We start from the raw sequence: 23,498 nt of genomic DNA, 5'->3' as shown, positions 1-23,498 counted from the left end.
GACATTAAAAAATGGCAAAACGTAGTGCGGGGTTGCTGATCCACAGTCGAAACAAGGGCGATCTCAGGGTGCTGCTGGTTCATCCGGGCGGACCGTTCTGGGCGAAGAAGGACGATGGTGCGTGGTCGATACCGAAGGGCCTCGTTGACGAAAACGAGGACGAGTTGTCGGCGGCGCGACGCGAGACCGAGGAAGAGCTCGGCATCAAGATCGATGGTCCCTTCACGCGGCTCGGCGACTACAGGCAGCCGGGTGGAAAGATCGTCATGGCGTGGTCCGTCGAGGCGCGTATCGACATCGATGTGGCAGCCATCAGGAGCAACACCTTCACCATGGAATGGCCGCCAAGGTCGGGATCAATGAAGGAATTCCCGGAAGTCGACAGGGCCGGCTGGTTCACCTTGCCCGAGGCCGAGGTCAAGATCCTCAAGGGGCAGCGGCCGATGCTGTCGGATTTTGCAAGGCAAAAAGACGCTGAACGATGATCGCCGGCGGTGCGGCCCTTTTAGCGCGCCGCGCTTTGAGGCTATGTTTTATGCATGTCGTTGTCCCAAGACCGGGACCACTTTTGGGCCGACCTGCATCAGGCCGCGGACTCATAAAGGCGAAGCGCCAATCTGATGGCCGCCAAGGCCAAAACAACTCCCCGTTCGCGAACAATCACTAGCGCCGAATGTCGCAATTGAGCGCCAGCTCGGCGTATCTCATGGCGACTCTCTTACTGCTCCCGGTACAAATTATTGGTCAGGTCAGTTGACTCAAGGAGAATTTGCATGCGCGGTCATTGCTTATGTGGCGCTATTGCTTTTGAAGTCGATGGCCCGGCACAAGCATGCGTGAGCTGTCATTGCGAAAGTTGTCGGCGGCAATGTTCTGCGCCGATGACCACCTACATTGGCGTCTTGGACAGCCAATGGCGATGGCTGGGCAAGCCACCGAAGGTATTCAACTCTTCTCCCGGTGTGGAAAGAACATTCTGCGATGAATGTGGCTCGCCGTTGTCCTTCCGCTCAAAGAACATGTCCGGTGTCATGCATTTTTTTGCCGCAGCGATGGAGGAGCCGGAAAAATTTGCACCCACGCTGCATGTCGCTTTTGAGGAGAAGCTCCCTTGGTTGAAACTCGCCGACGGCCTGCCGACACGGTTTGGGCCTGACTATACGAAAAACTAGTAAGGCAGGCCGACATAGTTCTCTGCGAGCGCAGTCGATGCGGCACGCGAGTGTACGAGGTAGTCGAGCTCGGCCTCCTGGATGCGCTGGCCGAAATCGCCGGTGTCGGGAAAGCGGTGCAGCATCGTCGTCATCCACCAGGAGAAGCGTACCGCCTTCCAGACCCGTGCCAGCGCCTTGCCTGAATAGGCATCGATGCCGGCCATCGATTTGTCACGGTAGAAGTCGCGCAAACCGGCAAACAAGTAGCGTACATCGCTGGCGGCGAGGTTGAGGCCCTTGGCGCCGGTCGGCGGCACAATGTGGGCGGCGTCCCCAACCAAGAACAGCCGGCCGAAACGCATCGGCTCGGCAACGAAGGAGCGCAGCGGTGCGATCGACTTCTCGAAGGATGGCCCGGTGACGACGCTTGCCGCCGTCTGCTCCGGCAGGCGGCGGCGCAACTCGTCCCAGAAGCGGTCGTCCGACCACGCCTCGACGCGGTCGCCCTCGGGGCACTGGACATAGTAGCGGCTGCGATGCGTCGAGCGCATCGAGCACAGCGCAAAACCCCGCTCGTGATTTGCGTAGACCAGTTCGTGATCGGCCGGCGGCACTTCGGCCAGCACGCCGAGCCAACCGAACGGATAGTGGCGCTCGAAGGTTTTCAGCGCGCGATCAGGCACCGATTTGCGGCTGACGCCGTGATAGCCGTCACAGCCTGCAATAAAATCGCAGTCGATGCGATGGGTGACGCCGTCCTTGTCGTAGGTGGCAAAAGGTGCCTTGCCGTCGAAATCGTGCAGCGTGACGTTTGCCGCCTTGTAGATCGTGGTCAATCCTGCCGCATCGCGCTTGTCCATCAGATCATGCGTCACTTCGGTCTGGCCGTAGACGGTGACATGCCTGCCGCTGGTCAGCGCCTCGATGTCGATGCGGTGCAGACGTCCGTCGAAGGCGAGCGAGATGCCGGAATGCGGCAGCCCTTCGGCGCGCAGCCGTGCCGCGGCACCCGCTTCCTCCAGCAGTTCGACGGTACCCTGTTCGAGCACACCGGCGCGCACGCGGCCGAGCACATGCTCGCGGCTGGCGCGCTCCAGAATGACCGTCTCGATGCCGATCGTGCCGAGAAGCTGGCCAAGGAGCAAGCCGGACGGTCCGGACCCGATAATGAGGATCTGTGTGCGCATCAGCGTCCCAGGTTTTCGACCTGCCCGGCCAGTTCGGCGGTAAGGCGCAGCGACGCGGCTGTCGCCACCACCATCTGCGGCAGCAGCAGCCATTCCAGCGTCCAGGCAGCACCGGAGCGCTCCTGCTCATGCACCAGCGCCTGATGCATGCCGGAAAGCTGCGTGGCGTTGAAACGGGCCAGCGCCACCAGCGCCTCGGCCTTTACCGGATTCTGCTTGTGCGGCATGGCCGACGAGCCGCCACCGCCAGAGAGTTCGATGTCGGCGCCGCCTTGCGCCATCAAGGCAATGTCCTGGCCAAACTTGCCGAGGCTGCCCGTCACCAGCGACAACCAGCCGGCGAAATCGGCGAGCGAATCGCGCTGGCTATGCCATTGCGGCGCATCGGCAAGGCCAAGCTTTGCCGCGAGGGCCGCCCGCACCGCCGGCCCCTTGTCATCCAACTTTTCCAGCGTGCCGGCCGCGCCGCCGAACTGCACCACCAACAGGCGCCTCGACTGTTCCACCAGCCTCTCCTGGTGTCGTTGTAGCGGCGCCCGCCATGCTGCCACGCGATTCGATACCCGGATGGGAATAGCGTTCTGCATGCGGGTGATCCCGGTCAGCGCCCTGCCCCCAAAACGCTCTTCGAGCGAGGCGAGGCGCATGCCGGTTTCGGTTAACAGGAGGCTGAGATGTTCGACGACGGATTTGAACCGAAGCATCAGGCCTGTGTCGACGACATCCTGGCTGGTCGCGCCGAAATGAACGGAGGCACCATGCGGTTCGCCGACCGCCGCCCTGATCTGGCGCACCAGTTCCGGCACCATGACGCCGTCCCTGGCGACACCGGCGCGCAGCAAGGCGGTGTCGGGCCGGAATGTGCCGAGCCCCGCCACGATGGCTGCTGCCGCCTCTCCCGTGATCAGTCCGTTTTCCGCCTCCACTTCCGCCAGCGCGCGCTCGAAGGCCAGCATCGCCTCGATTTCCGCCTCGACGGAAAAATGCCGGCTCGCTTCCTCGTCGCCGAGAAGAGCGGAGAGCAATGGATGGTCGAAGGGCGAAACGGTCATGGCGCGGGCCTCCTAGCTGTCGAAGAAGACCGTTTCCTTCTCCCCCTGGAGATGGACGTCGAAGACATAAATATCGCCGGTGCGCTCGGCGATCAGCGTCGGCACGCGGATGCGGTGCTCGATGCGCGCCAGGATCGGATCCTGCGCATTGGCCTTCTCCTCGTCGGAAAAATAGAGCCGTGTGTGCAGGCCGAGATTGATGCCACGGGCGACGATCCAGAGCGTGATATGCGGCGCCATCAGGCGGCCATCGGCGAAAGGCACGCGACCCGGCTTGATGGTGTCGAACGTGCACAGGCCGGTGTCCATGTCTGTCGGGCAACGGCCCCAACCGATGAAATTCGGATCGGCCGTGCCGCGCAGTTCCGCCGGCGAATTGTAGAGCCCGTCGGCATCCGCCTGCCATATTTCGATCAGCGCGTCCTTGAGCGGCGTGCCGGTGCCGTCGAGCACGCGGATGCGCAGGCCGATGCGGTCGCCCCTGGTCTTGTCGTTGACCATGGCGGCGCCAAGATCGCTTGGGTAGACACCGCCGATGCCGCAGAAATTCGGCGTCAGCCCGATATGGACGTAGGGTCCCGCGGTTTGCGAGGGGCTTTCCCTGAGCCGGTCGAGCGACTGGGCCATCAATTGCCCTCCAGCCTGTTTTCGAACAGCGAGGAGCGGCGCCCGCGCAGCACGATGTCGAACTTGTAGGCGCGCGCGTCGAAGGGGATGGTCGATTGCATGTCGAGCGCAGCGATCAGCGTTTCGATCGCTGCCTTGTCGGGAATGCCGCGCGCGATGGGGCAGTGCCAGATCAGCGGGTCGCCCTCGAAATACATCTGCGTGATCAGCCGTTGCGCGAAGCCATGGCCGAAGACCGAAAAATGGATGTGCGATGGCCGCCAGTCGTTCGGCCCGTTCGGCCAGGGATAGGGACCGGGCTTGACGGTGCGAAAGGCATAGCCGCCATCCTCACTGGTGATGGCGCGGCCGCAGCCGCCGAAGTTCGGGTCGAGCGGCGCCAGGTAGCCGTCCTTCTTGTGGCGGTAGCGGCCGCCGGCATTGGCCTGCCAGAATTCGAGCAGTGCGCCGGGCACGCCAACGCCACGTTCATCGAGCACCCGCCCATGGATGATGATGCGCTCGCCGATGGCGCTCTCGCCGGGTCTGGCGAAATTGTGGATCAGGTCGCCATCGAGTTCGCCGAGCATAGCGTGACCGAAGACCGGGCCGGCAATCTCCGACAGCGTGTTGTCTAAGGCGAGCAGTGCCTTCTGCGGCGAACGCAACACGGAAGTCTTGTAGTTCGGCGTCAGCGCCGGCGGATGCCAGGTCCGGTCGCGCTGGAAAAAGGCGCCGGTCTCGGGCTTCCGGTTCGATCCGGACTCAGCGGGCATTCTTGGCTCCGTCCATTTCCGAAAACACGTCCTTGGCGATCTTGAAGGCACGGTTGGCGGCCGGCACGCCGGCATAGATGGCGACATGCAGGAACGCTTCGCAGATGTCGTCGCGCGAGGCACCGGTGTTGGCGGTGGCGCGCACATGCATGGCGACCTCCTCATCATGGCCGAGTGCTGCCAGCAGCGCCAGCGTGACGATCGAGCGCTCGCGCTTGGTGAAGCCCGGCCGTGCCCACACCGTCCCCCAGGCGGCCTCGGTGATCAGCTCCTGGAAAGGCTGGTCGAAACCGGTGGCGGCGACCTCGGCCCGGTCGACATGCGGATCGCCGAGCACGGACCGCCGTACGCCAAGGCCCGTGCGATATCTGGCGGTGTTGCCGGGGACTTCATCCATGGGTTTCGGCTCCAAGGGCAAGCGATGCGATAAAATGGCGGATCAGGGCGACAAGTGCTTCGGGCTGTTCGACACAGGGAATATGTCCGGCGTCGCGGATGATCTCGAAGCGCGCGCCAGGAATGAGAGCGGCCAGCGAGCGGACAAGATCGGGAGGCGTCGAGCCGTCCTGATCACCGGCGATGCAAAGCGTCGGTACGGAGATACGGCGCGCGGCCTCGGTGAAATCGGCGTCGCGAACGGCCGCGCATGTCCCGAGATAGCCGGCGAGCGCCTGCCTGGTCAGCATGTTCCAGTAGCCGTCGACCTCGGCTGAACGCGTTGCGTGGAAGCTGGGGGTGAACCACACTTTGAGCACACCATCGGCAATCTCCTGGATCCCTTTGCTTTCGACCGTTGCGATGCGCGTGTTCCAGCTGTCCGTCGTGCCGATCTTGTGGGCCGTGTCGCATAGGATCATGGCCTGGACGATCTCGGGTCGCCGGGCATAGAGGCCTTGCGCGACCATGCCGCCCACCGACAGGCCGCACAGTACGACCTTCTCCAACCCGAAATGATCGAGGAGCGCCGAGAGATCGTCGACATGATCGTCGATCGACCTGATGTCGCCGATGTCGGACAGGCCGTGGCCGCGCTTGTCATAGACCAGCAAGGGCATTTCCCCATCAAGAGCCGATACAATTTCGTCCCAGATCCGGAAGTCGGTGCCGAGCGAATTGATGAACACGATCGGGCGCGCACTGCCGTTCGCCCTGACGTGACGGTGATGCAGCGTGATGCCGCCGATGGTGACGAATGGCACGATTTCGATCCTCCATCTCCACATTGCACAAGGCATTTGGTTCGGTAAAATGATATTTTGCGCCGTTTCATTAACTTAGGGGTTATCAAATCCATGTCCGAGAGCCGCATCCGGTTCCGTCACCTCCAGGCATTCCTGGAAGTTGCACGGCAAGGAAGCGTGGCGCGAGCGGCCGATTTGCTGCATGTCAGCCCACCGGCGGTGACCAAGACGTTGCGCGAACTGGAAGAGGCGCTCGGCGTCGCGGTGGTCGAACGCGATGGCCGCGGCATCAGGCTGACGCGCATCGGCGAGATCTTCCTTCGCCATGCCGGCACGGCGATCACGGCGCTCAGGCAAGGCGTCGATTCCGTTCGGCAGGATGGGGCGGTCAACCGGCACCCGATCCGCATCGGCGCGCTGCCGACGGTGTCGGCGCGGGTGATGCCGCTTGCCATGACCCTGTTCCTCAAGGAGGGCACCGGGGCGGCGATCAAGATCGTCACCGGCGAGAACGCGGTGCTGCTCGAACAATTGCGCACCGGCGCGCTCGATCTCGTTGTCGGGCGGCTGGCAGCGCCGGAGAACATGACCGGCTTCTTCTTCGAGCACCTCTACTCCGAACAGGTGCTGTTCGTGGTGCGAGCGGGACATCCGCTGCTTGATCCCGAGCAGGACGTGTTCGCGCGCCTCGACGAATTCCCGATGCTGATGCCGACGCGGGAATCCGTCATCCGTCCCTTCGTCGACCGGCTGTTCATCACCAACGGCATGACCGCGCCGGCAACCGAGATCGAAACCGTCTCGGACTCGTTCGGTCGTGCCTTCCTGCGGCAGAGCAATGCCGTCTGGATCATTTCGGCCGGCGTCGTTGCCAATGAACTGGGCAGCGGTGCCTTCGTCGCCTTGCCGGTCAACACTGAGGAAACCAAGGGCCCGGTCGGCCTGACGATGCGGACCGACACGGCGCCCTCGCCGGCCTTCTCGATCCTACTGCAGACCATCCGCGAAGCGGCCAGGCAAGGCAGCTGAAGCCTCGGAACATTCCAACCGGACGTCGTCTCGGCAGGGCAGTTTCCTAACCCAGGGGTTAATGAAACACCGCAAAATATCATTTTACCGAACCAAACCGGTGGTGCAATGTGACGATGGAGGAGCCACAGAGGGAGGAAAATATGACCCACGGCATTGGCAGCAGATCCACCACTACGGGCCTATCGCGACGCCAGTTCATCGCCACATCGATTGCCGGCGGCACGGCGCTCGCGCTTGGCGGCAAAGCTTTTGCTCAAGCTGGAGACACGCTCAAGGTCGGCTTCGTCAGTCCGCGCACCGGACCGCTCGCCGGTTTCGGCCAGACAGACGGCTACGTGCTCGATCTGGCCCGCAAGGCGCTGGCCGGCGGCCTCGACCTGGGCGGCAAGAAGTACAACGTCGAGATCCTCGACCACGACACGCAGTCCGACCCATCGCGCGCCGGCCAGTTGGCCAAGGACCTGATCAACAACCAGGCCATCGACCTGATGCTGGCCGTGTCGACGCCCGAGGTGATCAACCCGGTGGCCGACGCCTGCGAAGCCGCAGGGGTGCCGTGCCTGTCGACAGTCATGCCTTGGGAGGCCTGGTATTTCGGCCGCGGCGCCAAGCCCGGTGCACCCTCGCCGTTCAAATGGACCTATCATTTCGGCTTCGGCGTCGGCGAGTTCTTCAAGACCTACATCTCGCAATGGAACCTGATCGAGACCAACAAAAAGGTCGGCGTCATGTATCCGAACGACGCCGACGGCAACGCCATCCGTGCCAATCTGGCGCCGCTGCTGGCTAAGCAAGGGTTCACCATCGTCGATCCCGGCGCCTATGAAACAGGCACCACCGACTATTCCTCGCAGATCGCGCTGTTCAAACAGGAAGGCGTCGAGATCTTCAATTCCTTCCCGATCCCGCCGGACTTCGCGGCGTTCTGGCGACAGGCGGCACAGCAAGGGCTGATCAAGCAGATCAAGATCTGCCAGGTCGCCAAGACCGGGTTGTTCCCCTCGGATATCGAAGCGCTAGGCGATCTCGGCATGAAGATTTCGAGTGCCGCCTACTGGCACAAGGCATTCCCCTACAAGTCGCCGCTGACCGGCGTTTCGGGAACCGAGCTGGCCGACGGCTACGAGGCGGCGAGCGGCAAGCAGTGGACGCAGCAGCTTGGCGCCTCGATGTCGCTGCTCGACGCCGGCTTCGAAGCGCTGAAGGCAAGCAGCGACGCCAAGGACAAGGCCGCGGTGGCCAAGGCGCTGAGCCAGCTCAAGACCGAGACGATGATCGGCAAGGTCGACTTCACCAGCGGCCCGGTGGCCAATGTCTCGCCCGGCCCGATCATCGGCACGCAATGGGTGGCCGCCAAGGAAGGAGCCAAGTTCCCGCTCGACTATGTCGTGACCGAGAATGCCACGGACCCGAAAGTGCCCGTCGAAGCCAAGCTTGTGCCTTACAACGGCTGATGGACCGCTGACGAGGATCGCCTGGTGACCCATCCGCAACAACAGGCGATCCTCGCCGCCGCCGCTATCCACAAGCGCTTCGGCGCACTTGTGGTGCTGGATGCCGTCGACTTCACCATGGCTGCCGACGAGGCGGTCGGCATCGTCGGCCCGAATGGTGCAGGCAAGACGACACTGCTCAGCGTGCTGGCCGGGGCTTTTCCACCAAGCTCGGGCACGGTCAGCTTCAAGGGCGGCGATGTGACCGCACTGCCGGCGACGCAGCGCTGCCGGCTCGGCCTAGTGCGCACGCACCAGGTGCCAAAGCCGTTCAGCGGTATGACCACCTTCGAGAATGTCTTCGTCGCCGCCTCGCACGGCGCCGGTCTCGGCCGCGACGAGGCCTATGAAGAGGCGCTCGGCTCGCTGAAACTGTGCGGCATGCTGGGCGTTGCCAACCGGCGCGCCGAAACGCTCGGGCTGCTCGACCGCAAGCGGCTGGAACTGGCAAGGGCGCTTGCCGCAAGACCGACGCTGCTGCTGCTCGATGAGATCGGCGGCGGCCTGACCGATGGCGAAGCCAGCGAACTTGTCGACACGATCAAGGAATTGCGCCGGCGCAAGATCGGCATCGTCTGGATCGAGCACATCGTGCATATCCTGCTGCAGGTGGCCGAGCGCCTGATCTGCATGGATGCCGGCAAGATCATCGCCGACGGCGCGCCACAAGCGGTGATGGCCGACCCGGAGGTCGTGCGCGCCTATCTCGGCGGAGGCCCGAAATGAGCCTGCTGTCGGTCGAGAACCTGGTTGTCCGGCACGGCCTGCTGCAGGCGGTGCGCGGCGTGAGCTTCACGATCGAACGCGGCGAGACGCTGGCGCTGGTCGGTGCCAATGGCGCCGGCAAGACGACGCTGCTGCGGGCCATCGCAGGGGCGCATCAGCCGGCCGCCGGCCGCGTGCTGCTCGACGGCGCCGACCTCACGAGCGTGCCGTCCCACAGGCGCGTCGGCATGGGTGTGGCGCTGGTGCCGGAGGGACGCAGACTGTTCGTGCAGATGACGGTCGAGGAGAACCTTCTGCTCGGCAGGACCGCCGGCCGGCCGGGCGACTGGAGCGTCGACAAGGTGCTGGACATGTTCCCAAACCTGAAACCGCGCCGCCATGCCAAGACGGGCCACCTCTCGGGCGGCGAGCAGCAGGCGACGGCGATTGGCCGGGCCTTGATGAGCAACCCGGAACTGCTGCTGCTCGACGAGGTTTCGCTCGGCCTGTCGCCGCTGATCGTCGACCGTGTCTATGCCGCGCTGCAAGGGCTGATCGCTTCGGGCACGACGATCATCCTGGTCGAACAGGATCTCAACCGGGCGCTCGCTGTATCCGGCAGGGTCATCTGCATGCTCGAAGGGCGTGTCGCGCTCGAAGGAGCAAGCAAGGAGGTTTCGCGCGACGAGGTGACGAAGGCCTATTTCGGTCTGCACCGGAAAAGCACCGGGAGCGTTCCGGCATGAGCAACCAGATCATCCAGGGCATCCTTCTCGGCGGCTACTATGCGCTGATCGCCTGTGGCCTGTCGTTTATGTTTTCGGTGATGCGCATCATTAACCTCGCCCATGGCAGCCTTGCCGTGCTCGCTGCCTATGCGCTGTGGTTGCTCGCTTCACGGTTCCATGTCTCGCCCTTTGTCGGCCTGCTCATTGTCCTGCCATTGATGGCGGCGATCGGCTGGGCGCTGCAGCGCTTCCTGCTCGAACGCAGCGCGCGCGGTGGAGCCCTGCTGCCGATCCTGACGACGTTCGGCCTGGCCATCGTCATCGACAATCTGCTGTTCGAGCAGTTCGGCGCCGACACGCGTTCGCTGGCGCCCTATATCGGCAGCCTGTCCTATGATTCCTGGGAATGGCCAGGCAGCATCTATGTCGGCAAGCTCGCGGTGGTGATGTTCGCCACCGCAATTGTCCTGCTCGGCGGGCTGCAATTGTTCCTCACGCACACCAGGCTTGGCCGCTCGATCCGCGCCACCTCGGAAGACCCCGATACGGCCGGCCTGGTCGGTGTCGACGCCCGCCGCGCCAACGCCATTGCCGCGGCCATCGCCATGGTCACGGTCGGTCTTGCCGGCGCGTTCCTGGGCATGCGCGCAACCTTCGATCCCTATGCCGGGGCGCCGCAATTGCTGTTCGCCTTCGAGGCGGCGGTGATCGGCGGCGCCGGTTCGCTGTGGGGAACGCTGATCGGCGGTATCGTGCTGGCGCTTGCCCAGACGCTCGGCGCGCAAGTGCATCCGCAGGGGTTTCTGATCGGCGGCCACGCTGTCTTTCTCGTCGTGCTTTTCGTGCGGCTGTCCGCGTCCGGTCTCGGCCCGCGCGGCCTGCTGCGCCTCGGGAAGACGTCATGAGTGCTCCCGCCACCATGCCTGTCATCGAGCGCGGCACGGCGACGTCGCGGACCGCCGCGATGGCCGTCGCCGTCATCATCGCGTTGCTGGCGATCGCGCCGCAGTTCCTGTCGGCCGGTGCGGTCGACCGCATGACCGCACTGTTCATCTATGTGATCCTGGCGGCGATGTGGAATGCGCTGGCCGGCTTCGGCGGCCTGGTCTCGGTCGGCCAGCAGGTGTTCTTCGGGCTCGGCGCCTATTTCGCCATCCGGCTGGCCGATGCGGGCCTCAACCCCTTCCTGGCGCTGTTCGCCTCGGGATTTGTTGTTGGCGTGGTGTCTATCCCGCTCTCGCTGTTCATGCTGCGGCTGAGAAATGGCGAGTTCGCCATCGGAATGTGGGTGATCGCGGCATTGACCCATCTGCTGGTCAATCTCGACCGGCTGGTGCAGGGCGAAACCGGCACCTCGCTGATCTCGCTGAATGTCTACGACGCGGGCACTAGGCGAGCGACGATCTACTGGCTGGCGCTGGCCTCGATGACCGCGCTGCTTGCCATCCTGTTTGGTCTGCTGCGCGGCAGCACCGGTGCCGCGATCCGGGCGATCCGGGACAATGAGGACGCCGCCGCCTCGGTCGGCGTGCGCGTCACCGGCACCAAGCGGCTGCTGTTCGTGCTCGCTGCCTTCGGCATCGGCATTGCCGGCGCGCTGTGGCTGGCGACCTCCATCACCTTCCAGCCGAAAACCTACTTCAACGTGCAGTGGACCGCCTACATGATCTTCATGGTGCTGGTTGGCGGCATCGGCACTTTCGAGGGCGCCATTCTCGGCGCGCTGGTGTTCTTCCTCATCGAGACATGGTTCGGCGGTACCGGCGTTTGGTACCTGGTCGGGCTTGGCGCAACGGCTGTGGTGTTCTCACTTTTCCTGCCGCGCGGCCTGTGGGGGACGATCGAGGAGCGCTTTGGGCTTCGCCTGCTGCCGGTCGGTTATCGCGTCAGGCTCGCGGCGGCCTCCGCAGATGACGACGCGACGCCACAACAAACCACGAAGCATCAGGAAAAGGCATGACCATGCTCTTCGGCAAGACCATCCTTGTCACCGGTGTCGCTTCCGGCATCGGCGCGCGCACCGCGGAACTCGCTGGCCAGCTCGGCGCCGATGTGATTGGCGTCGATGTGCGTGAGCCGGCTGCAGCGGTTGGCAGTTTCGTCAAGGCCGACATCTCGTCGAAGGCCGGTGTCGACGATCTCATCGCGCGTCTGCCGCATCCTATCGACGCCCTCTGCAATGTCGCCGGCCTCTCCGGCAACACCGGTGCGGCGGCGACGCTGGCCGTCAATTTCTTCGGGCTGCGGGCGCTTTCGGAAGGTCTTGTGCCAAAACTTCGCGAAGGCGGCGCCATCGTCAACGTCGCCTCGATCGCCGGCTATGGCTGGCGCGCCCATCTCAACCGCGCCGCCTCGATGGTCGGCATCGAAGGTTTTCCCGATGTCGCCGAGGTGGTCTGCGAACATGCGGTCAGGAACGAGGAAGGCTATCCCGTCTCCAAGGAACTGCTGCTGCTATGGACCTTCCGTGCGGCGCACCAGGATCTGTTCAAACGCCGCGGCATCCGCGTCAATGCGGTAAGCCCTGGCCCGGTCGAGACACCGATCCTCAAACAGTTCCGCACCGTGCTCGGCGACGCCCGCGTCGACAGCGACATTGCCAGGGTCGGGCGCGCCGGGACAGCGTGCGATATCGCACCGGTGGTGCTGTTCCTGTGCTCAGATGGCGCGCGCTGGATCAACGGCGCCAACGTGCCGGTCGACGGTGGCCTCGAAGCATCGATCAATGCCGAAATGTTCGGATTCTAGACCATGATCCCGAAAAGCGGGAACCGGTTTTCGGGAGAGATCATGGTCAAGCAGGAATAGAGGGATGGAGACAGTCATGGACATCGGACTACTGATCGACGGCGACGAACGGGCTGCCTCGGGTGCCGCGTCCTACGAGCGCATGGACCCGTTCACCGGCAGGCTGGCGACGCGCGCCGCCGCAGCCAGCATTGCCGACGCCAATGCCGCGGTGGAGGCTGCCCAGGCGGCCTTTCCGGCCTGGTCGAAGACCGGGCCTGGCGAGCGCCGCGCCTTGCTGGGCAAGGCGGCCGACGTCATGGCCTCGAAGGTCGGCGAGTTCACCAAGCTGATGATGGAAGAGACCGGCGCCACCGCCCCTTGGGCCGGCTTCAACGTCATGCTGGCGGCCAACATGCTGCGCGAGGCGGCGGCGATGACGACGCAGATTTCGGGCGAGATCATCCCATCCGACAAGCCGGGCACGCTGGCCATGGCGATCCGCCAGCCGGCCGGTGTGTGCCTCGGCATCGCGCCGTGGAATGCGCCGGTCATTCTCGGCACCCGCGCCATCGCCATGCCGATCGCCTGCGGCAACACGGTGGTGCTGAAAGCTTCCGAAATGTGCCCCGGCACGCACCGGCTGATCGGCCAGGTGCTGGTCGAGGCCGGCCTGCCGAAGGGCGTCATCAATGTCGTCACCAACGACCCGAAGGACGCCGCCGGCATTGTCGAGGCGCTGGTCGCGCACCCTGCAGTCAAGCGCGTCAACTTCACTGGCTCGACCAAGGTCGGCAGGATCATCGCCGAACTCGCTGGACGGCACCTGAAGCCGGCGCTGCTCGAACTCGGCGGCAAGGCGCCGTTGCTGGTCCTGGACGATGCCGACATCGACGCGGCCGTCAACGCCGCCACCTTCGGCGCGTTCATGCATCAGGGCCAGATCTGCATGTCGACCGAGCGTCTGATCGTCGACGAAAAGGTCGCCGATGAATTCGTTTCCAAGCTCGCGGCGCGCGCGTCGCAACTGCCGGCGGGCGATCCACGCGGCCATGTCGTGCTGGGCTCGCTGATCAGCAGCCAGGCGGCCGACAAGATGGAGGAACTCGTCACCGATGCCGTCGCCAAGGGCGCCAGGCTGGTGGCCGGCGGCAAGCGCAGTGGAACCGTGGTGGAAGCGACCTTGCTCGACCATGTCACGCCGGCCATGCGCGTCTATGCCGAAGAATCCTTCGGGCCGGTCAAGCCGGTGATCCGGGTCAAGGGCGAGGACGAGGCCGTGCGTGTCGCCAACGACACCGAATACGGCCTGTCGTCAGCCGTGTTCAGCCGCGACATCAAGCGTGCCATGGCGGTTGCCGCGCGCATCGAAGCCGGCATCTGCCATATCAATGGCCCGACCGTCGGCGACGAGGCACAAATGCCGTTCGGCGGCGTCAAGGGCTCGGGCTATGGCCGTTTCGGCGGCAAGGCCTCGATCGCCGAGTTCACCGATTTGCGCTGGGTGACGATCGAGGATCCGGGCCAGCATTATCCGTTCTGAACCGACCCCTTTGGACGGTTCGACATCGGTCAGGCCGCCTGTGAGGGCGTGAAGCGAACACTGGCGGATCGCATCCGGCCGGGCGCCAGCACGATGCGGCCGGTGTCGATGCCCGCGTCGCGGTTGAAGGCATCGGTGATGTTGGTGACCGGCTCGGCGCAAAAGAACGGCTCGCCGGGCGGCGTGTAGAGAACGAGGAAATCGAGCGGCACCTCGGCCTCGATCTCCAGTTGCCGTCCATGCTCCGGCCAACAAATCCGGGCCCGGCGCGTCCATCCGGTGAAAACGGTATCGAAGTCCGTCTCGGACACATCGAAGCCCGTGGTCGGGTTGGCACCGGCCGGCGGCAGGACGTGGCGGGTTGGCAAGATGTCCGCATCGGTCTCCCACATGCCGGACACCGGCGCCTGGACATGCGTCCACGGCGTCGACGGGAAATAGGGATGCAGGCCGAAGCCGGCCGGCATCGGCGTGTCCGAGAGATTGCGCAGCGAGATGGTGATGCCCAGACTGCCATCGGCCAGCGAGATGACTTGCTCGGCCTCGTAGCTCCATGGCCAGGAATCGGCGGCGTGGCGATAGCGCAAGACGACAGCGCTGGGTTCGTGCCGCTCGACTGTCCAAGGCCGACGCCAGCCATGGCCGTGCTCATGATGCGGGTCATCGGGGCTTGTCGGCAGTGTGACAGTACGACCAGCGAAGGCGAAGCGACCACCCCTTATGCGGTTGGAATAGGGAACCAGTGGGAAACAGGCCATGGCGCCGGCATCGCGGCGGCTGATCGCCGCCTGATCGGCGGGGCGTAGCAAGTCCACGACAGAGCCGTCTTGCCGCCAGCGATACGACGCTAGCGCACCCCCGGCGGCCGGAGCAATCTCGGCCGTCGCAATGCCGTCGCTGATCGAAAGCAGCTCTGTGTGCTGCTCCACAACGGCTGCTGAATTCTTTGTCACCGGCATGTCCCCATCCCTTGACTCCAATCGCCACGGCTATAAGACATATCATATGAATAGTATGAAGAATAAGAAATCTTTTAGCACGGCGCGGACTTCGCGCGTCGCCGTCGCGGTTTCCAGCGGCTCCACGGCACTGCATGCAACGGTTGTCGAGCAGATCGGGCTGCGCATCGTGCAGGGCGATTTCCTGCCCGGCGAAGCGCTGCCCAATGCGGACGATTCCAGCGAGATGCTGGGGGTCAGCCGCACGGTGCTGCGCGAGGCGATCAAGGTGCTGGCCGGCAAGGGGCTTGTCGAATCGCGGCCGAAGACCGGCACAAGGGTGCGTCCCCGCTCCGACTGGAATTTCCTCGACCCGGACGTCCTGTCGTGGCGTTACGCCAGAGGTGTCAGCGCCGACGATGTGCGGGCGCTGTTCGAACTGCGCCGGGCCATCGAGCCTATGTCGGCCGCACTCGCCGCGCAGCGCGCCACGCCGGCGCAGATCGCCGAGATCAACGCCGCGCTCGCCGAAATGGAAGCCGTTGTCGACGACGGCGACCGCTTCGCCAAGCCTGACCTGCTTTTCCACCAGACCATTCTGCGCATGACGGGCAACGAGCTGATCGGCTCGCTCGCTGCACTGGTCGAAACCGCGCTGGTGATGAGCTTCCGCCTCTCCAACGACAATCCCGAAGGCCAACGCCACTCTTTGCCGCTGCACCGGGAAGTGGCCGAGAAGATCGCCGCGCGCGATGCCGCCGGCGCGCAGAAGGCGCTGCTGGTGCTCATCGACGATGCCGAGGAAGACGTGCGCCGCAGTGTCGAGAACCGCAACAGGCGCCGCGCCAATCGGGAGCAGGCATCGTGACCGAGACCAAACGCAAGCTGCGGTCCGAGGCCTGGTTCGGCGGCGAAGGCAAGAACGCCTTCATGCACCGCAGCTGGATGAAGAACCAGGGCATTCCCGCCGACGCGTTCGACGGCCGCCCGGTGATCGGCATCTGCAACACCTGGTCGGAACTGACACCATGCAACGCGCATCTGCGCGCCCTGGCCGACCACGTCAAACGTGGCGTCTATGAAGCCGGCGGCCTGCCGCTGGAATTTCCGGTCATGTCATTGGGCGAGAGCAACATGCGCCCCACCGCCATGCTGTTTCGCAATCTGGTCAGCATGGATGTCGAGGAATCCATCCGCGGCAATCCTATCGACGGCGTCATCCTGCTGGTCGGCTGCGACAAGACCACGCCTGCGCTGCTGATGGGTGCTGCATCATGCAATCTGCCGACCATCACCGTTTCCGGCGGACCGATGCTCAACGGCAAGTTCCGCGGACAAGATATCGGCTCGGGCACGCATGTCTGGAAATTCGCCGAAGAGGTGAAGGCCGGCCGCATGCCGGTCGCCGATTTCCTGGCCGCCGAACAGGGCCAGAGCCGGTCGGCGGGCAGCTGCATGACAATGGGCACGGCTTCGACCATGGCCAGCATGGTGGAGGCGCTCGGCATCGGGATGCCGGACAATGCCGCGATCCCGGCGGTGGACTCGCGCCGTGGTGTGCTCGCCCAGATGGCCGGACGCCAGATCGTCGAGCTGGTCCGCAAGGATGTGACGATTGCGCGGATCCTCACCAGGCAAGCGTTCGAGAACGCCATTCGCGTCAATGGCGCGATCGGCGGCTCGACCAATGCAGTGCTGCACCTGATCGCTATCGCCAACCGTGTCGGCGTCGATCTCAGCCTCGATGACTGGGACCGCCTTGGCCGCGACGTTCCGACCATTGTCGATTTAATGCCATCGGGCCGGTTCCTGATGGAAGATTTCTACTATGCCGGGGGGCTGGCTGCGGTCATGGCGTCGCTTGATGAAGTGGGGCTTCTTCATCGCGACGCCATGACCGTCAGCAACAAGACCATTGGCGAGTTGATCGACGGCGCGCCCAACTACAACACCGAGGTCATCCGCCCGCTGAGCGACCCGCTGACAAGGGAAGGCGGCATCTCTATCCTGCGCGGTAATCTGGCGCCCAACGGGGCGGTCATCAAACCGTCGGCGGCAACGCCCGAGCTGATGCAGCATCGCGGCAAGGCGATTGTCTTCGAAAACATCGAGCACTACTACGCCCGCATCGACGATCCGGAGCTGGATATCGACGCCTCTTCAGTGATGGTGCTGAAGAATTGCGGACCGCGTGGCTACCCCGGGATGGCCGAGGTCGGCAACATGCCGCTGCCGGCCAAGCTGCTGAAGCAAGGCATCTCCGACATGGTGCGCATCTCGGACGCGCGCATGAGCGGCACCGCCTACGGCACCGTGGTGCTGCATGTGGCGCCGGAAGCAGCGGCCGGCGGGGCGCTGGCGCTGGTGCGCGATGGCGATCTCATCGAGCTGGATGTGGCCGGCCGGCGCCTGGAGCTTTTGGTGTCGGACGAGGAACTGGCCACCCGCCGGCATGAGTGGCAGCCGCCGACGCCACCCGAAGGCGGCTACCAGAGCCTCTATGTCGAGCGCGTTCTGCAGGCCGACAAGGGCTGCGATTTCGACTTTCTCGTCGGTCGGCGCGATGCCGGCATCCCCCGGCATTCCCACTAGAGAGGCGCGCGCGATGACGGATGAAATCAGCGGCTACGCCACCTACCCCAGCCTCAAGGATCGCAGCGTCTTCATAACCGGCGGTGGCAGCGGCATCGGCGAAAGCCTGGTGCGCCATTTCTGCGCGCAAGGCAGCCGCGTTGCCTTTGTCGATCTAGCCGAGGAGCCGTCCCGGCGCCTGGTCGACGCGATCGCGGCGGATGGACATCGTGCGCCGCTGTTCATTGCCTGCGACCTGCGCAACGTCGAGCAACTTCAGGCGGCAACGGTGCAAGCGATGCAGCACAACGGCCCGATCCAGGTTCTGTGCAACAATGCCGGCAACGACGATCGCCACCAAACCAGTGACGTGACGGTCGCCTATTGGGACGACCGCATGGCGGTCAATCTGCGCCACCAGTTCTTTGCGGCGCAAGCGGTGCGCCCGCAGATGGGCTCGCTGGGCGGCGGCTCGATCATCAATTTCGGTTCCATCACCTGGATGGTCGGCGATCCCGATTGCCCCGCCTATGTGACGGCCAAGGCGGCGGTTTACGGCATGACGCGGGCGCTGGCTCGCGAGCTTGGTCCCGAGCGCATCCGCGTCAACTGCATGGTGCCTGGCTGGGTGATGACCGAGCGCCAGATGCGCCTGTGGCTGAATCCGGCCGGAGAGCGGCAGATCGAGGAGAGGCAGTGCCTGCCCGACCGGCTGCAGCCCTCCGATATAGCGCGCATGGCGCTGTTCCTCGCCGCCGACGACAGCCGCATGTGCACAAGCCAGCAATTCATCGTCGATGCGGGCTGGGTGTGACCCGCACGGCTTTCAAGGAAAGAAGGGTACCTCATGCGTCTTGTTCAGTTCGGAATGCCCGATGGCAACAGGGGGGTTGGCCGTGTCTCCGATGACGGCAATCACCTGCACCCGCTCGAAAAGACCAGCACCGTGCTGGAGCTGGCCGAAGCGGCAATTGCCGAGGGCGTTTCCATCGCCGTACTTGTCGAGAGGCGGACGGGCACTGCAACGGTCGACTATGACGAGCTGTTGCGCGATGGCCGCGTGCTGGCCCCGGTCGACCATCCAGAACCGGCGCGCTTCCTGGTCACTGGCACCGGCCTGACCCATACCGGCAGCGCCGCGGCACGCGACAAGATGCATGTGCTTACGCATGGCGAGGACGCCGAGGAATCCGATTCACTGAAGATCTTCCGCATGGGTCTCGAGGGCGGCAAACCCGCCGCCGGGCAGATCGGAATCCAGCCCGAATGGTTCTTCAAGGGCGTCGGCACCTGCGTCGTGCCGCCCGGCGCTGCGCTGCCGATGCCGGCCTTCGCGCGCGCCGGCGCGGAAGAGGCCGAGATCGTCGGGCTCTATCTCAATGGGCCGGATGGCCACCCCTATCGCATCGGCTATTCGCTCGGCAACGAATACTCCGACCATGTGACGGAAGCCGAGAACTACCTTTATCTCGCCCATTCAAAACTCCGCTCCTGCTCGATCGGCCCGGAGCTTTTGATCGGCGACCTGCCCGATGAAGTGCGCGGCCATTCCCGCATCCTGCGCGACGGCGCCGTCATCTGGGAGCAGGAGTTCCTGTCGGGCGAGGCGCACATGTCGCACTCGATCGCCAATCTCGAACATTTCCATTTCCGCTACCCGATGCACCGCAGAGCAGGCGACCTGCATGCCTACTTCTTCGGCGCGGCGGTGATGAGCTACGCCTCCGGCATCAAGACGGCTTCCGGCGACGAGTATGAAATCCAGGCACAGACATTCGGAAAGCCACTGCGCAACCGGATGGAGTCGGTGCCGGACGAGGGACTGGTCGCCGTCACCCAGCTGTGACGGCAAAGGTCCGGAAACTGCGGTCCATCAGAACGACAATGGGAGATTAAAAATGGGACTGAAGAAACTGTTTCTAAGAATGGCGGCGATCGGGCTCGGCATCGGCCTGATGACTTCGGCAGCTTTGGCCGCGAACCTGCGGGTTCTGGCCTGGGACGGCTACGCCGACCCGGACTGGGTCAAGGATTTCACCGCGGCAACCGGCGTCGGCGTCGATGTCGTCTTCATCGGCAGCGATGACGAGATCTGGGCCAAGATCAAGGGCAGCGAAGGCCAGGACTTCGACGTCTTCGCCGTCAATACCGCCCAGTTGCAGCGCTACATCAAGGCCGATCTGGTGTCGCCGATCGACGTGACGAAGCTGGCCAACCAGAAAGAGGTGCTGCCGCGCTTCCGTGATCTGACCGCGGTGAGCGGCGTCACCAAGGACGGCAAGGTCTATGGCATTCCGTTCTGCTTCGACTCGATCGGCCTGATCTACGACACCGACAAGGTCAAGCCGGCACCGACATCGATGTCGGTGCTGTGGGATCCGGCCTACAAGGGCAAGGTTCTGGCCTATGACAATGGCGAGCACAATTTCTCGTTCACCGCGCTGACGCTCGGCTACAAGGATCCGTTCAATCTGAATGAAGAACAGATTGCGGCGGTCAAGGCCAAGTTGGTCGAACTCAAGCGCAATGTGCTGAGCTTCTACACCACCGCCGACGAGGCGCAGCAGATCTATCAGAACAATGACGTGGCACTGATCTGGGCCAATTATGGCCAGCAGCAGGTCAAGGCACTGCAGAAGATCGGCGCCCATGTCGCCTACGTCAATCCGAGCGAGGGCGCGCTTGCCTGGCTCGACAACTGGGTCATCTCCAAGGGCGTCCGCGACAATGCGGCGGCCGAGAAATGGATCGACTTCATGCTGAGCAAGAAGGTCAGCGGCGAGCTTTCCGAGCGCACCGGTTTCGGCAACACGATGACGGAAACCGGCAGCGCGGCGGCAACGACAAGCTGGTCTGGCTCAACAATGTCGAGGACCCGCTGAAGCGGTCGGACATGTGGAACGAGATCAAGGCCACGCCCTGATCTTTCCGCACGAAGACTTCGAAGGACCCGGCGGTCCGGACATTCCGGACCGCCGAAGCGTATGCGAGAGTATTCTATGAACCAGAACACCGACCTCTTGACGCTGCGGTCCGTCTCGAAATCCTACGGCACCGTTCCGGTGCTGCACGACATCGACCTGTCGATCAAGGACGGTGAGTTCCTGACCGTTCTTGGACCGTCAGGCTCCGGCAAGACCACGGTGCTGCGGCTGATCGGCGGGCTGGAACCACTGACGTCGGGCGAGATCCGGCTCGACGGCCAGGACATCAGCCGCATGCCGATCAACAGGCGGCCATTCAACACCGTGTTCCAGGACTATGCACTGTTCCCGCATCTGACCGTTTCCGGCAATGTCGGCTACGGGCTTTCGGTTCGGCACGTGCCGCGCAAGGAGATTGCGCGCCGCGTCGCGGAAGCGCTGGAGCTTGTCCAGCTCGGGCGTTTCACCGACCGCTTTCCAGCCCAGCTCTCCGGTGGCCAGCGCCAGCGCGTCGCCTTGGCCCGCGCGCTGATCTGCCAGCCGCGCCTGATCCTGCTCGACGAGCCGCTGGCGGCGCTCGACCTCGAGCTGCGCCGGCAAATGCAGGAGTTCCTGAAATCCATCCAGCGCGAAATCAAAACCACCTTCCTGTTCGTCACCCACGACCAGGAAGAAGCGATTGGCATGGCCGATCGGATCTGTGTCATGCAGGCCGGCCATATCCGCCAGCTCGGCACGCCGCACGAGCTTTACTACAAGCCGAATTGCGAGTTCGTGGCGCGCTTCTTCGGCGAGAACAATCTGGTGGCCGGAAAGCTTGGATCCGTCCAGGGCGAACTGCGATCGATCGAGACGGCGCTCGGACGCCTGGTCTGTTCGATCCGTGACCAGCCGCATTTAAAGACCGCGACGGATGGCGCCAGTGCCTTCGCTGCCTTCCGTCCCGAGGCCTTGCACCTTGCCGATGCAAAGGACACAGAGAACCGCTTCTCCGGCACGATCGCCGACATGGCCTTCGCCGGCTCATCGACCGTTGCCACCATCACGGCCGGCGCCGACCATGCTGGGCAACGCTTGCGGCTGCGCATGCCGAGCCGGGTCGACGGCAGCACGCTGAAATCCGGCGCGACGATCTCCCTTGCGTTTGCGCCGCATGAAGGCCACCTGGTGCTGGCATGAGCGGAACCGGCACGATACCGCTCGCGGAACGGCGATGGTCGCTGCTGGTGACGGTGCTGGCTTTCGCCTTGCCGGTGGTCTTCGTCCTCGTGCCGCTGGCGATCTTCCTCGGCTATAGCTTCTTCAGCGTCGACCAGGGCACGATCGTTCATACGCTGTCACTGGGCAACTATGTCCGCTTCTTCACCGATCCGATCTTTCTTCCGGTATTCTGGAACACCATCGTGCTGTGTCTCTCGGTGGCGGCAATCTGCATTCTGCTCGCCTATCCCGCCGCCTATTTCCTGACGACCCTCAAGGGGCGCTGGCGCTATGCCTTGCTGATGCTGCTGCTGGTGCCACTGCTGATGAGCTACGTCATCAAGATCTATGCGATCCGCAGCATCCTCGGCCTTAACGGCTTTCTCAACAAGGCACTGGTCGGGCTCGGCATCCTGCAGGAGCCGTCGACGCTTTTCGTGTTCAACATGAACGCCATCCTGCTGACGCTGACGCTGCTGCTGATCCCGTTCGCCATCCTGCCGATCTTCCTGTCGCTGGAACGGATTCCGCAGGTGCTACTGCGTGCCTCCGACGATCTGGGCGCAAGCGGCCTACAGACGTTCCTGCGCATCACCTTGCCGCTCAGCCTGCCCGGCGTCGCCTCCGCGGCGAGCTTCGTGTTCGTATTGGCGATCGGCGATTTCCTGACGCCGCAAATGGTAGGCGGGATCAGCGGCTTCACCTTCGGCCGCATCCTCTACAGCCAGTTCGGCACGGCCTACAATTGGCCGTTCGGAGCGGCGCTGTCAGTCGCGCTGGCTGTCGTGGTGATCGCGGCAATTCTTGTCGGCGAGCGCTTCGGCCGCAACCGGGGGACAGCGATATGACCGCCCTGCCCCGGCTATCCACTGTCTTTCTGGCTGCGATCACGACATTGGTCGCGGTGCTGCTCTACAGCCCGCTGGCCGTGCCGATCGTGTCGTCGTTTTTCACCATCGCGCATGGCAATGTCGACTGGTCTTCGCCGACGCTTGCGACCTATGTCGCTCTGGCCGAAAACCACGACATTCTGGCCGCCCTGCGCACCACGCTGATCGTCGGTGTCTGCACCGTCATCCTGTCGGTGGTCAGCGGAACGCTGCTGGCGCTCTACTATCACAGCCGCCGTTCCGGGCGCACGCTGCTGCAGTTCATCATCTTCCTGCCGTTCCTGATGCCGCCGATCATCAGCGGTCTGGCGTTGCTGATCTTCTTCCGCGAGATCGGCCTTGAACGCTCGCTGTTGACGGTGGTCATCGGGCATACGGTTTTCGTGCTGGCAATCGTCTATCGCACAGTGCTGATGCGGCTGCAGTCGATGAGCCGCACCCTGGTCGAAGCATCCTACGATCTCGGCGCCACGGGCTGGCAAACGTTCTGGCGCATCGTCCTGCCGAACCTGTCGAGCGCCATGGTCGGCGGCGCCATCCTGGCTTTCGCGCTGTCGTTCGACGAGACCATGATCACCATCCTGGTCACCGGCACCCAAAGCACGCTGCCGGTGAGGCTGTGGGCGATGATGCGGCTTGGCTTTTCCCCCGACATCAATGCGCTGGTGGCGCTGATCCTGATGTTCACCGTACTGCTTTGCGTGCTCGCCGCGCGTTTTCTCATCCCCAGGCAAGTCGCGACGGAACGGACCTGAGTGCGCTGCAACCACGGCCGACGGATGTCGCAGTGC

25 protein-coding genes are annotated in these 23,498 nt (G+C 64.0%); 18 read left to right on the top strand and 7 right to left on the bottom strand.

Features of this window, described 5'->3' with window-relative positions; translation table 11 throughout:
* Positions 1-11: 11 nt before the first annotated feature.
* Both CGZ66_RS02030 and CGZ66_RS02025 read left to right on the top strand, forming a co-directional pair.
* Positions 12-485, top strand: a complete 474-nt coding sequence (locus tag CGZ66_RS02030; protein WP_095080946.1) for an NUDIX hydrolase — start codon at positions 12-14, stop codon at positions 483-485.
* A gap of 288 nt (positions 486-773) precedes the next feature.
* On the top strand, positions 774-1,172 hold the full coding sequence (locus tag CGZ66_RS02025; RefSeq protein ID WP_095080944.1) for a GFA family protein: 399 nt from the start codon (positions 774-776) through the stop codon (positions 1,170-1,172).
* Here the strand turns inward: CGZ66_RS02025 and pobA are convergent.
* From pobA to pcaD, 6 genes are read right to left on the bottom strand one after another with little or no spacing between them, the layout of a single operon-like run.
* Positions 1,169-2,341 (bottom strand): 4-hydroxybenzoate 3-monooxygenase, encoded by a 1,173-nt coding sequence (gene pobA / locus CGZ66_RS02020; RefSeq protein ID WP_095080942.1) that lies wholly within the window; start codon positions 2,339-2,341, stop codon positions 1,169-1,171. The two genes, CGZ66_RS02025 and pobA, sit on opposite strands and share 4 nt — an antisense overlap.
* Entirely contained in the window at positions 2,341-3,393 is a 1,053-nt protein-coding gene (locus tag CGZ66_RS02015) for a 3-carboxy-cis,cis-muconate cycloisomerase (RefSeq protein WP_095080941.1), read from the bottom strand. Before CGZ66_RS02015 ends, pobA begins: the two co-directional genes overlap by 1 nt.
* 12 nt (positions 3,394-3,405) lie before the next feature.
* Positions 3,406-4,020, bottom strand: coding sequence for a protocatechuate 3,4-dioxygenase subunit alpha (gene pcaG, locus CGZ66_RS02010; RefSeq protein WP_095080939.1), 615 nt, complete (start codon positions 4,018-4,020; stop codon positions 3,406-3,408).
* Entirely contained in the window at positions 4,020-4,775 is a 756-nt protein-coding gene (gene pcaH, locus CGZ66_RS02005; protein WP_095080937.1) for a protocatechuate 3,4-dioxygenase subunit beta, read from the bottom strand. Before pcaH ends, pcaG begins: the two co-directional genes overlap by 1 nt.
* Complete coding sequence (pcaC, locus tag CGZ66_RS02000) at positions 4,765-5,172, bottom strand: 4-carboxymuconolactone decarboxylase (protein ID WP_095080935.1); 408 nt, start codon at positions 5,170-5,172, stop codon at positions 4,765-4,767. The genes pcaH and pcaC overlap by 11 nt, the downstream gene beginning before the upstream one ends.
* Positions 5,165-5,974: a 3-oxoadipate enol-lactonase gene (pcaD, locus tag CGZ66_RS01995; RefSeq protein ID WP_095081124.1), complete on the bottom strand. Its 810-nt coding sequence runs from the start codon at positions 5,972-5,974 to the stop codon at positions 5,165-5,167. Before pcaD ends, pcaC begins: the two co-directional genes overlap by 8 nt.
* 93 nt (positions 5,975-6,067) lie before the next feature.
* On the opposite strand from pcaD, the gene pcaQ reads away from it, so the two are divergent.
* From pcaQ to CGZ66_RS01955, 8 genes are all read left to right on the top strand, one after another.
* Positions 6,068-6,985 (top strand): pca operon transcription factor PcaQ, encoded by a 918-nt coding sequence (pcaQ, locus tag CGZ66_RS01990; protein WP_095080933.1) that lies wholly within the window; start codon positions 6,068-6,070, stop codon positions 6,983-6,985.
* 143 nt (positions 6,986-7,128) lie between these two features.
* Positions 7,129-8,442, top strand: coding sequence for an ABC transporter substrate-binding protein (locus CGZ66_RS01985; protein ID WP_095081122.1), 1,314 nt, complete (start codon positions 7,129-7,131; stop codon positions 8,440-8,442).
* A 21-nt stretch (positions 8,443-8,463) separates the two neighbouring features.
* Positions 8,464-9,207, top strand: a complete 744-nt coding sequence (locus CGZ66_RS01980; protein WP_095080931.1) for an ABC transporter ATP-binding protein — start codon at positions 8,464-8,466, stop codon at positions 9,205-9,207.
* Entirely contained in the window at positions 9,204-9,932 is a 729-nt protein-coding gene (locus CGZ66_RS01975; RefSeq protein WP_095080929.1) for an ABC transporter ATP-binding protein, read from the top strand. The genes CGZ66_RS01980 and CGZ66_RS01975 overlap by 4 nt, the downstream gene beginning before the upstream one ends.
* Positions 9,929-10,819, top strand: a complete 891-nt coding sequence (locus CGZ66_RS01970; RefSeq protein WP_095080928.1) for a branched-chain amino acid ABC transporter permease — start codon at positions 9,929-9,931, stop codon at positions 10,817-10,819. The genes CGZ66_RS01975 and CGZ66_RS01970 overlap by 4 nt, the downstream gene beginning before the upstream one ends.
* Positions 10,816-11,874, top strand: coding sequence for a branched-chain amino acid ABC transporter permease (locus tag CGZ66_RS01965; RefSeq protein ID WP_095080924.1), 1,059 nt, complete (start codon positions 10,816-10,818; stop codon positions 11,872-11,874). Before CGZ66_RS01970 ends, CGZ66_RS01965 begins: the two co-directional genes overlap by 4 nt.
* Positions 11,875-11,876: 2 nt before the next feature.
* Complete coding sequence (locus CGZ66_RS01960; RefSeq protein WP_095080922.1) at positions 11,877-12,662, top strand: coniferyl-alcohol dehydrogenase; 786 nt, start codon at positions 11,877-11,879, stop codon at positions 12,660-12,662.
* 76 nt (positions 12,663-12,738) lie between these two features.
* On the top strand, positions 12,739-14,184 hold the full coding sequence (locus tag CGZ66_RS01955) for an aldehyde dehydrogenase (protein WP_095081120.1): 1,446 nt from the start codon (positions 12,739-12,741) through the stop codon (positions 14,182-14,184).
* Positions 14,185-14,213: 29 nt separating this feature from the next.
* On the opposite strand, the gene CGZ66_RS01950 is transcribed toward CGZ66_RS01955, so the two are convergent.
* On the bottom strand, positions 14,214-15,143 hold the full coding sequence (locus tag CGZ66_RS01950) for an aldose 1-epimerase (RefSeq protein WP_245330966.1): 930 nt from the start codon (positions 15,141-15,143) through the stop codon (positions 14,214-14,216).
* A 46-nt stretch (positions 15,144-15,189) separates the two neighbouring features.
* Here CGZ66_RS01950 and CGZ66_RS01945 point away from each other — a divergent pair, with 46 nt between their 5' ends.
* The 8 genes from CGZ66_RS01945 to CGZ66_RS01910 all read left to right on the top strand — a co-directional run bounded on the left by CGZ66_RS01945 (position 15,190) and on the right by CGZ66_RS01910 (position 23,462).
* Complete coding sequence (locus CGZ66_RS01945; RefSeq protein WP_245330965.1) at positions 15,190-15,990, top strand: FadR/GntR family transcriptional regulator; 801 nt, start codon at positions 15,190-15,192, stop codon at positions 15,988-15,990.
* Positions 15,987-17,714 carry an IlvD/Edd family dehydratase gene (locus CGZ66_RS01940; RefSeq protein ID WP_095080920.1) on the top strand — a complete coding sequence of 576 codons (1,728 nt, stop codon included), beginning with the start codon at positions 15,987-15,989 and terminating at the stop codon, positions 17,712-17,714. Before CGZ66_RS01945 ends, CGZ66_RS01940 begins: the two co-directional genes overlap by 4 nt.
* A 13-nt stretch (positions 17,715-17,727) precedes the next feature.
* Positions 17,728-18,507: an SDR family NAD(P)-dependent oxidoreductase gene (locus tag CGZ66_RS01935; protein WP_095080919.1), complete on the top strand. Its 780-nt coding sequence runs from the start codon at positions 17,728-17,730 to the stop codon at positions 18,505-18,507.
* A gap of 33 nt (positions 18,508-18,540) precedes the next feature.
* Positions 18,541-19,539, top strand: coding sequence for an AraD1 family protein (araD1, locus tag CGZ66_RS01930; protein WP_095080918.1), 999 nt, complete (start codon positions 18,541-18,543; stop codon positions 19,537-19,539).
* 52 nt (positions 19,540-19,591) lie between these two features.
* Positions 19,592-20,575, top strand: a complete 984-nt coding sequence (locus tag CGZ66_RS01925) for an ABC transporter substrate-binding protein (protein ID WP_245330964.1) — start codon at positions 19,592-19,594, stop codon at positions 20,573-20,575.
* Between the two features lie 117 nt (positions 20,576-20,692).
* Positions 20,693-21,796 (top strand): ABC transporter ATP-binding protein, encoded by a 1,104-nt coding sequence (locus CGZ66_RS01920; protein WP_095080916.1) that lies wholly within the window; start codon positions 20,693-20,695, stop codon positions 21,794-21,796.
* Positions 21,793-22,665 carry an ABC transporter permease gene (locus CGZ66_RS01915; RefSeq protein ID WP_095080915.1) on the top strand — a complete coding sequence of 291 codons (873 nt, stop codon included), beginning with the start codon at positions 21,793-21,795 and terminating at the stop codon, positions 22,663-22,665. The genes CGZ66_RS01920 and CGZ66_RS01915 overlap by 4 nt, the downstream gene beginning before the upstream one ends.
* Positions 22,662-23,462, top strand: coding sequence for an ABC transporter permease (locus tag CGZ66_RS01910; protein WP_095080914.1), 801 nt, complete (start codon positions 22,662-22,664; stop codon positions 23,460-23,462). The genes CGZ66_RS01915 and CGZ66_RS01910 overlap by 4 nt, the downstream gene beginning before the upstream one ends.
* The last annotated feature ends 36 nt before the right edge of the window (positions 23,463-23,498 follow it).

This window comes from Mesorhizobium sophorae, from assembly GCF_002270415.1.
GTDB lineage: Bacteria > Pseudomonadota > Alphaproteobacteria > Rhizobiales > Rhizobiaceae > Mesorhizobium > Mesorhizobium sophorae.
Note: the sequence above shows the minus strand (reverse complement) of the source record. Positions and strands in the feature narration are given on the sequence as shown.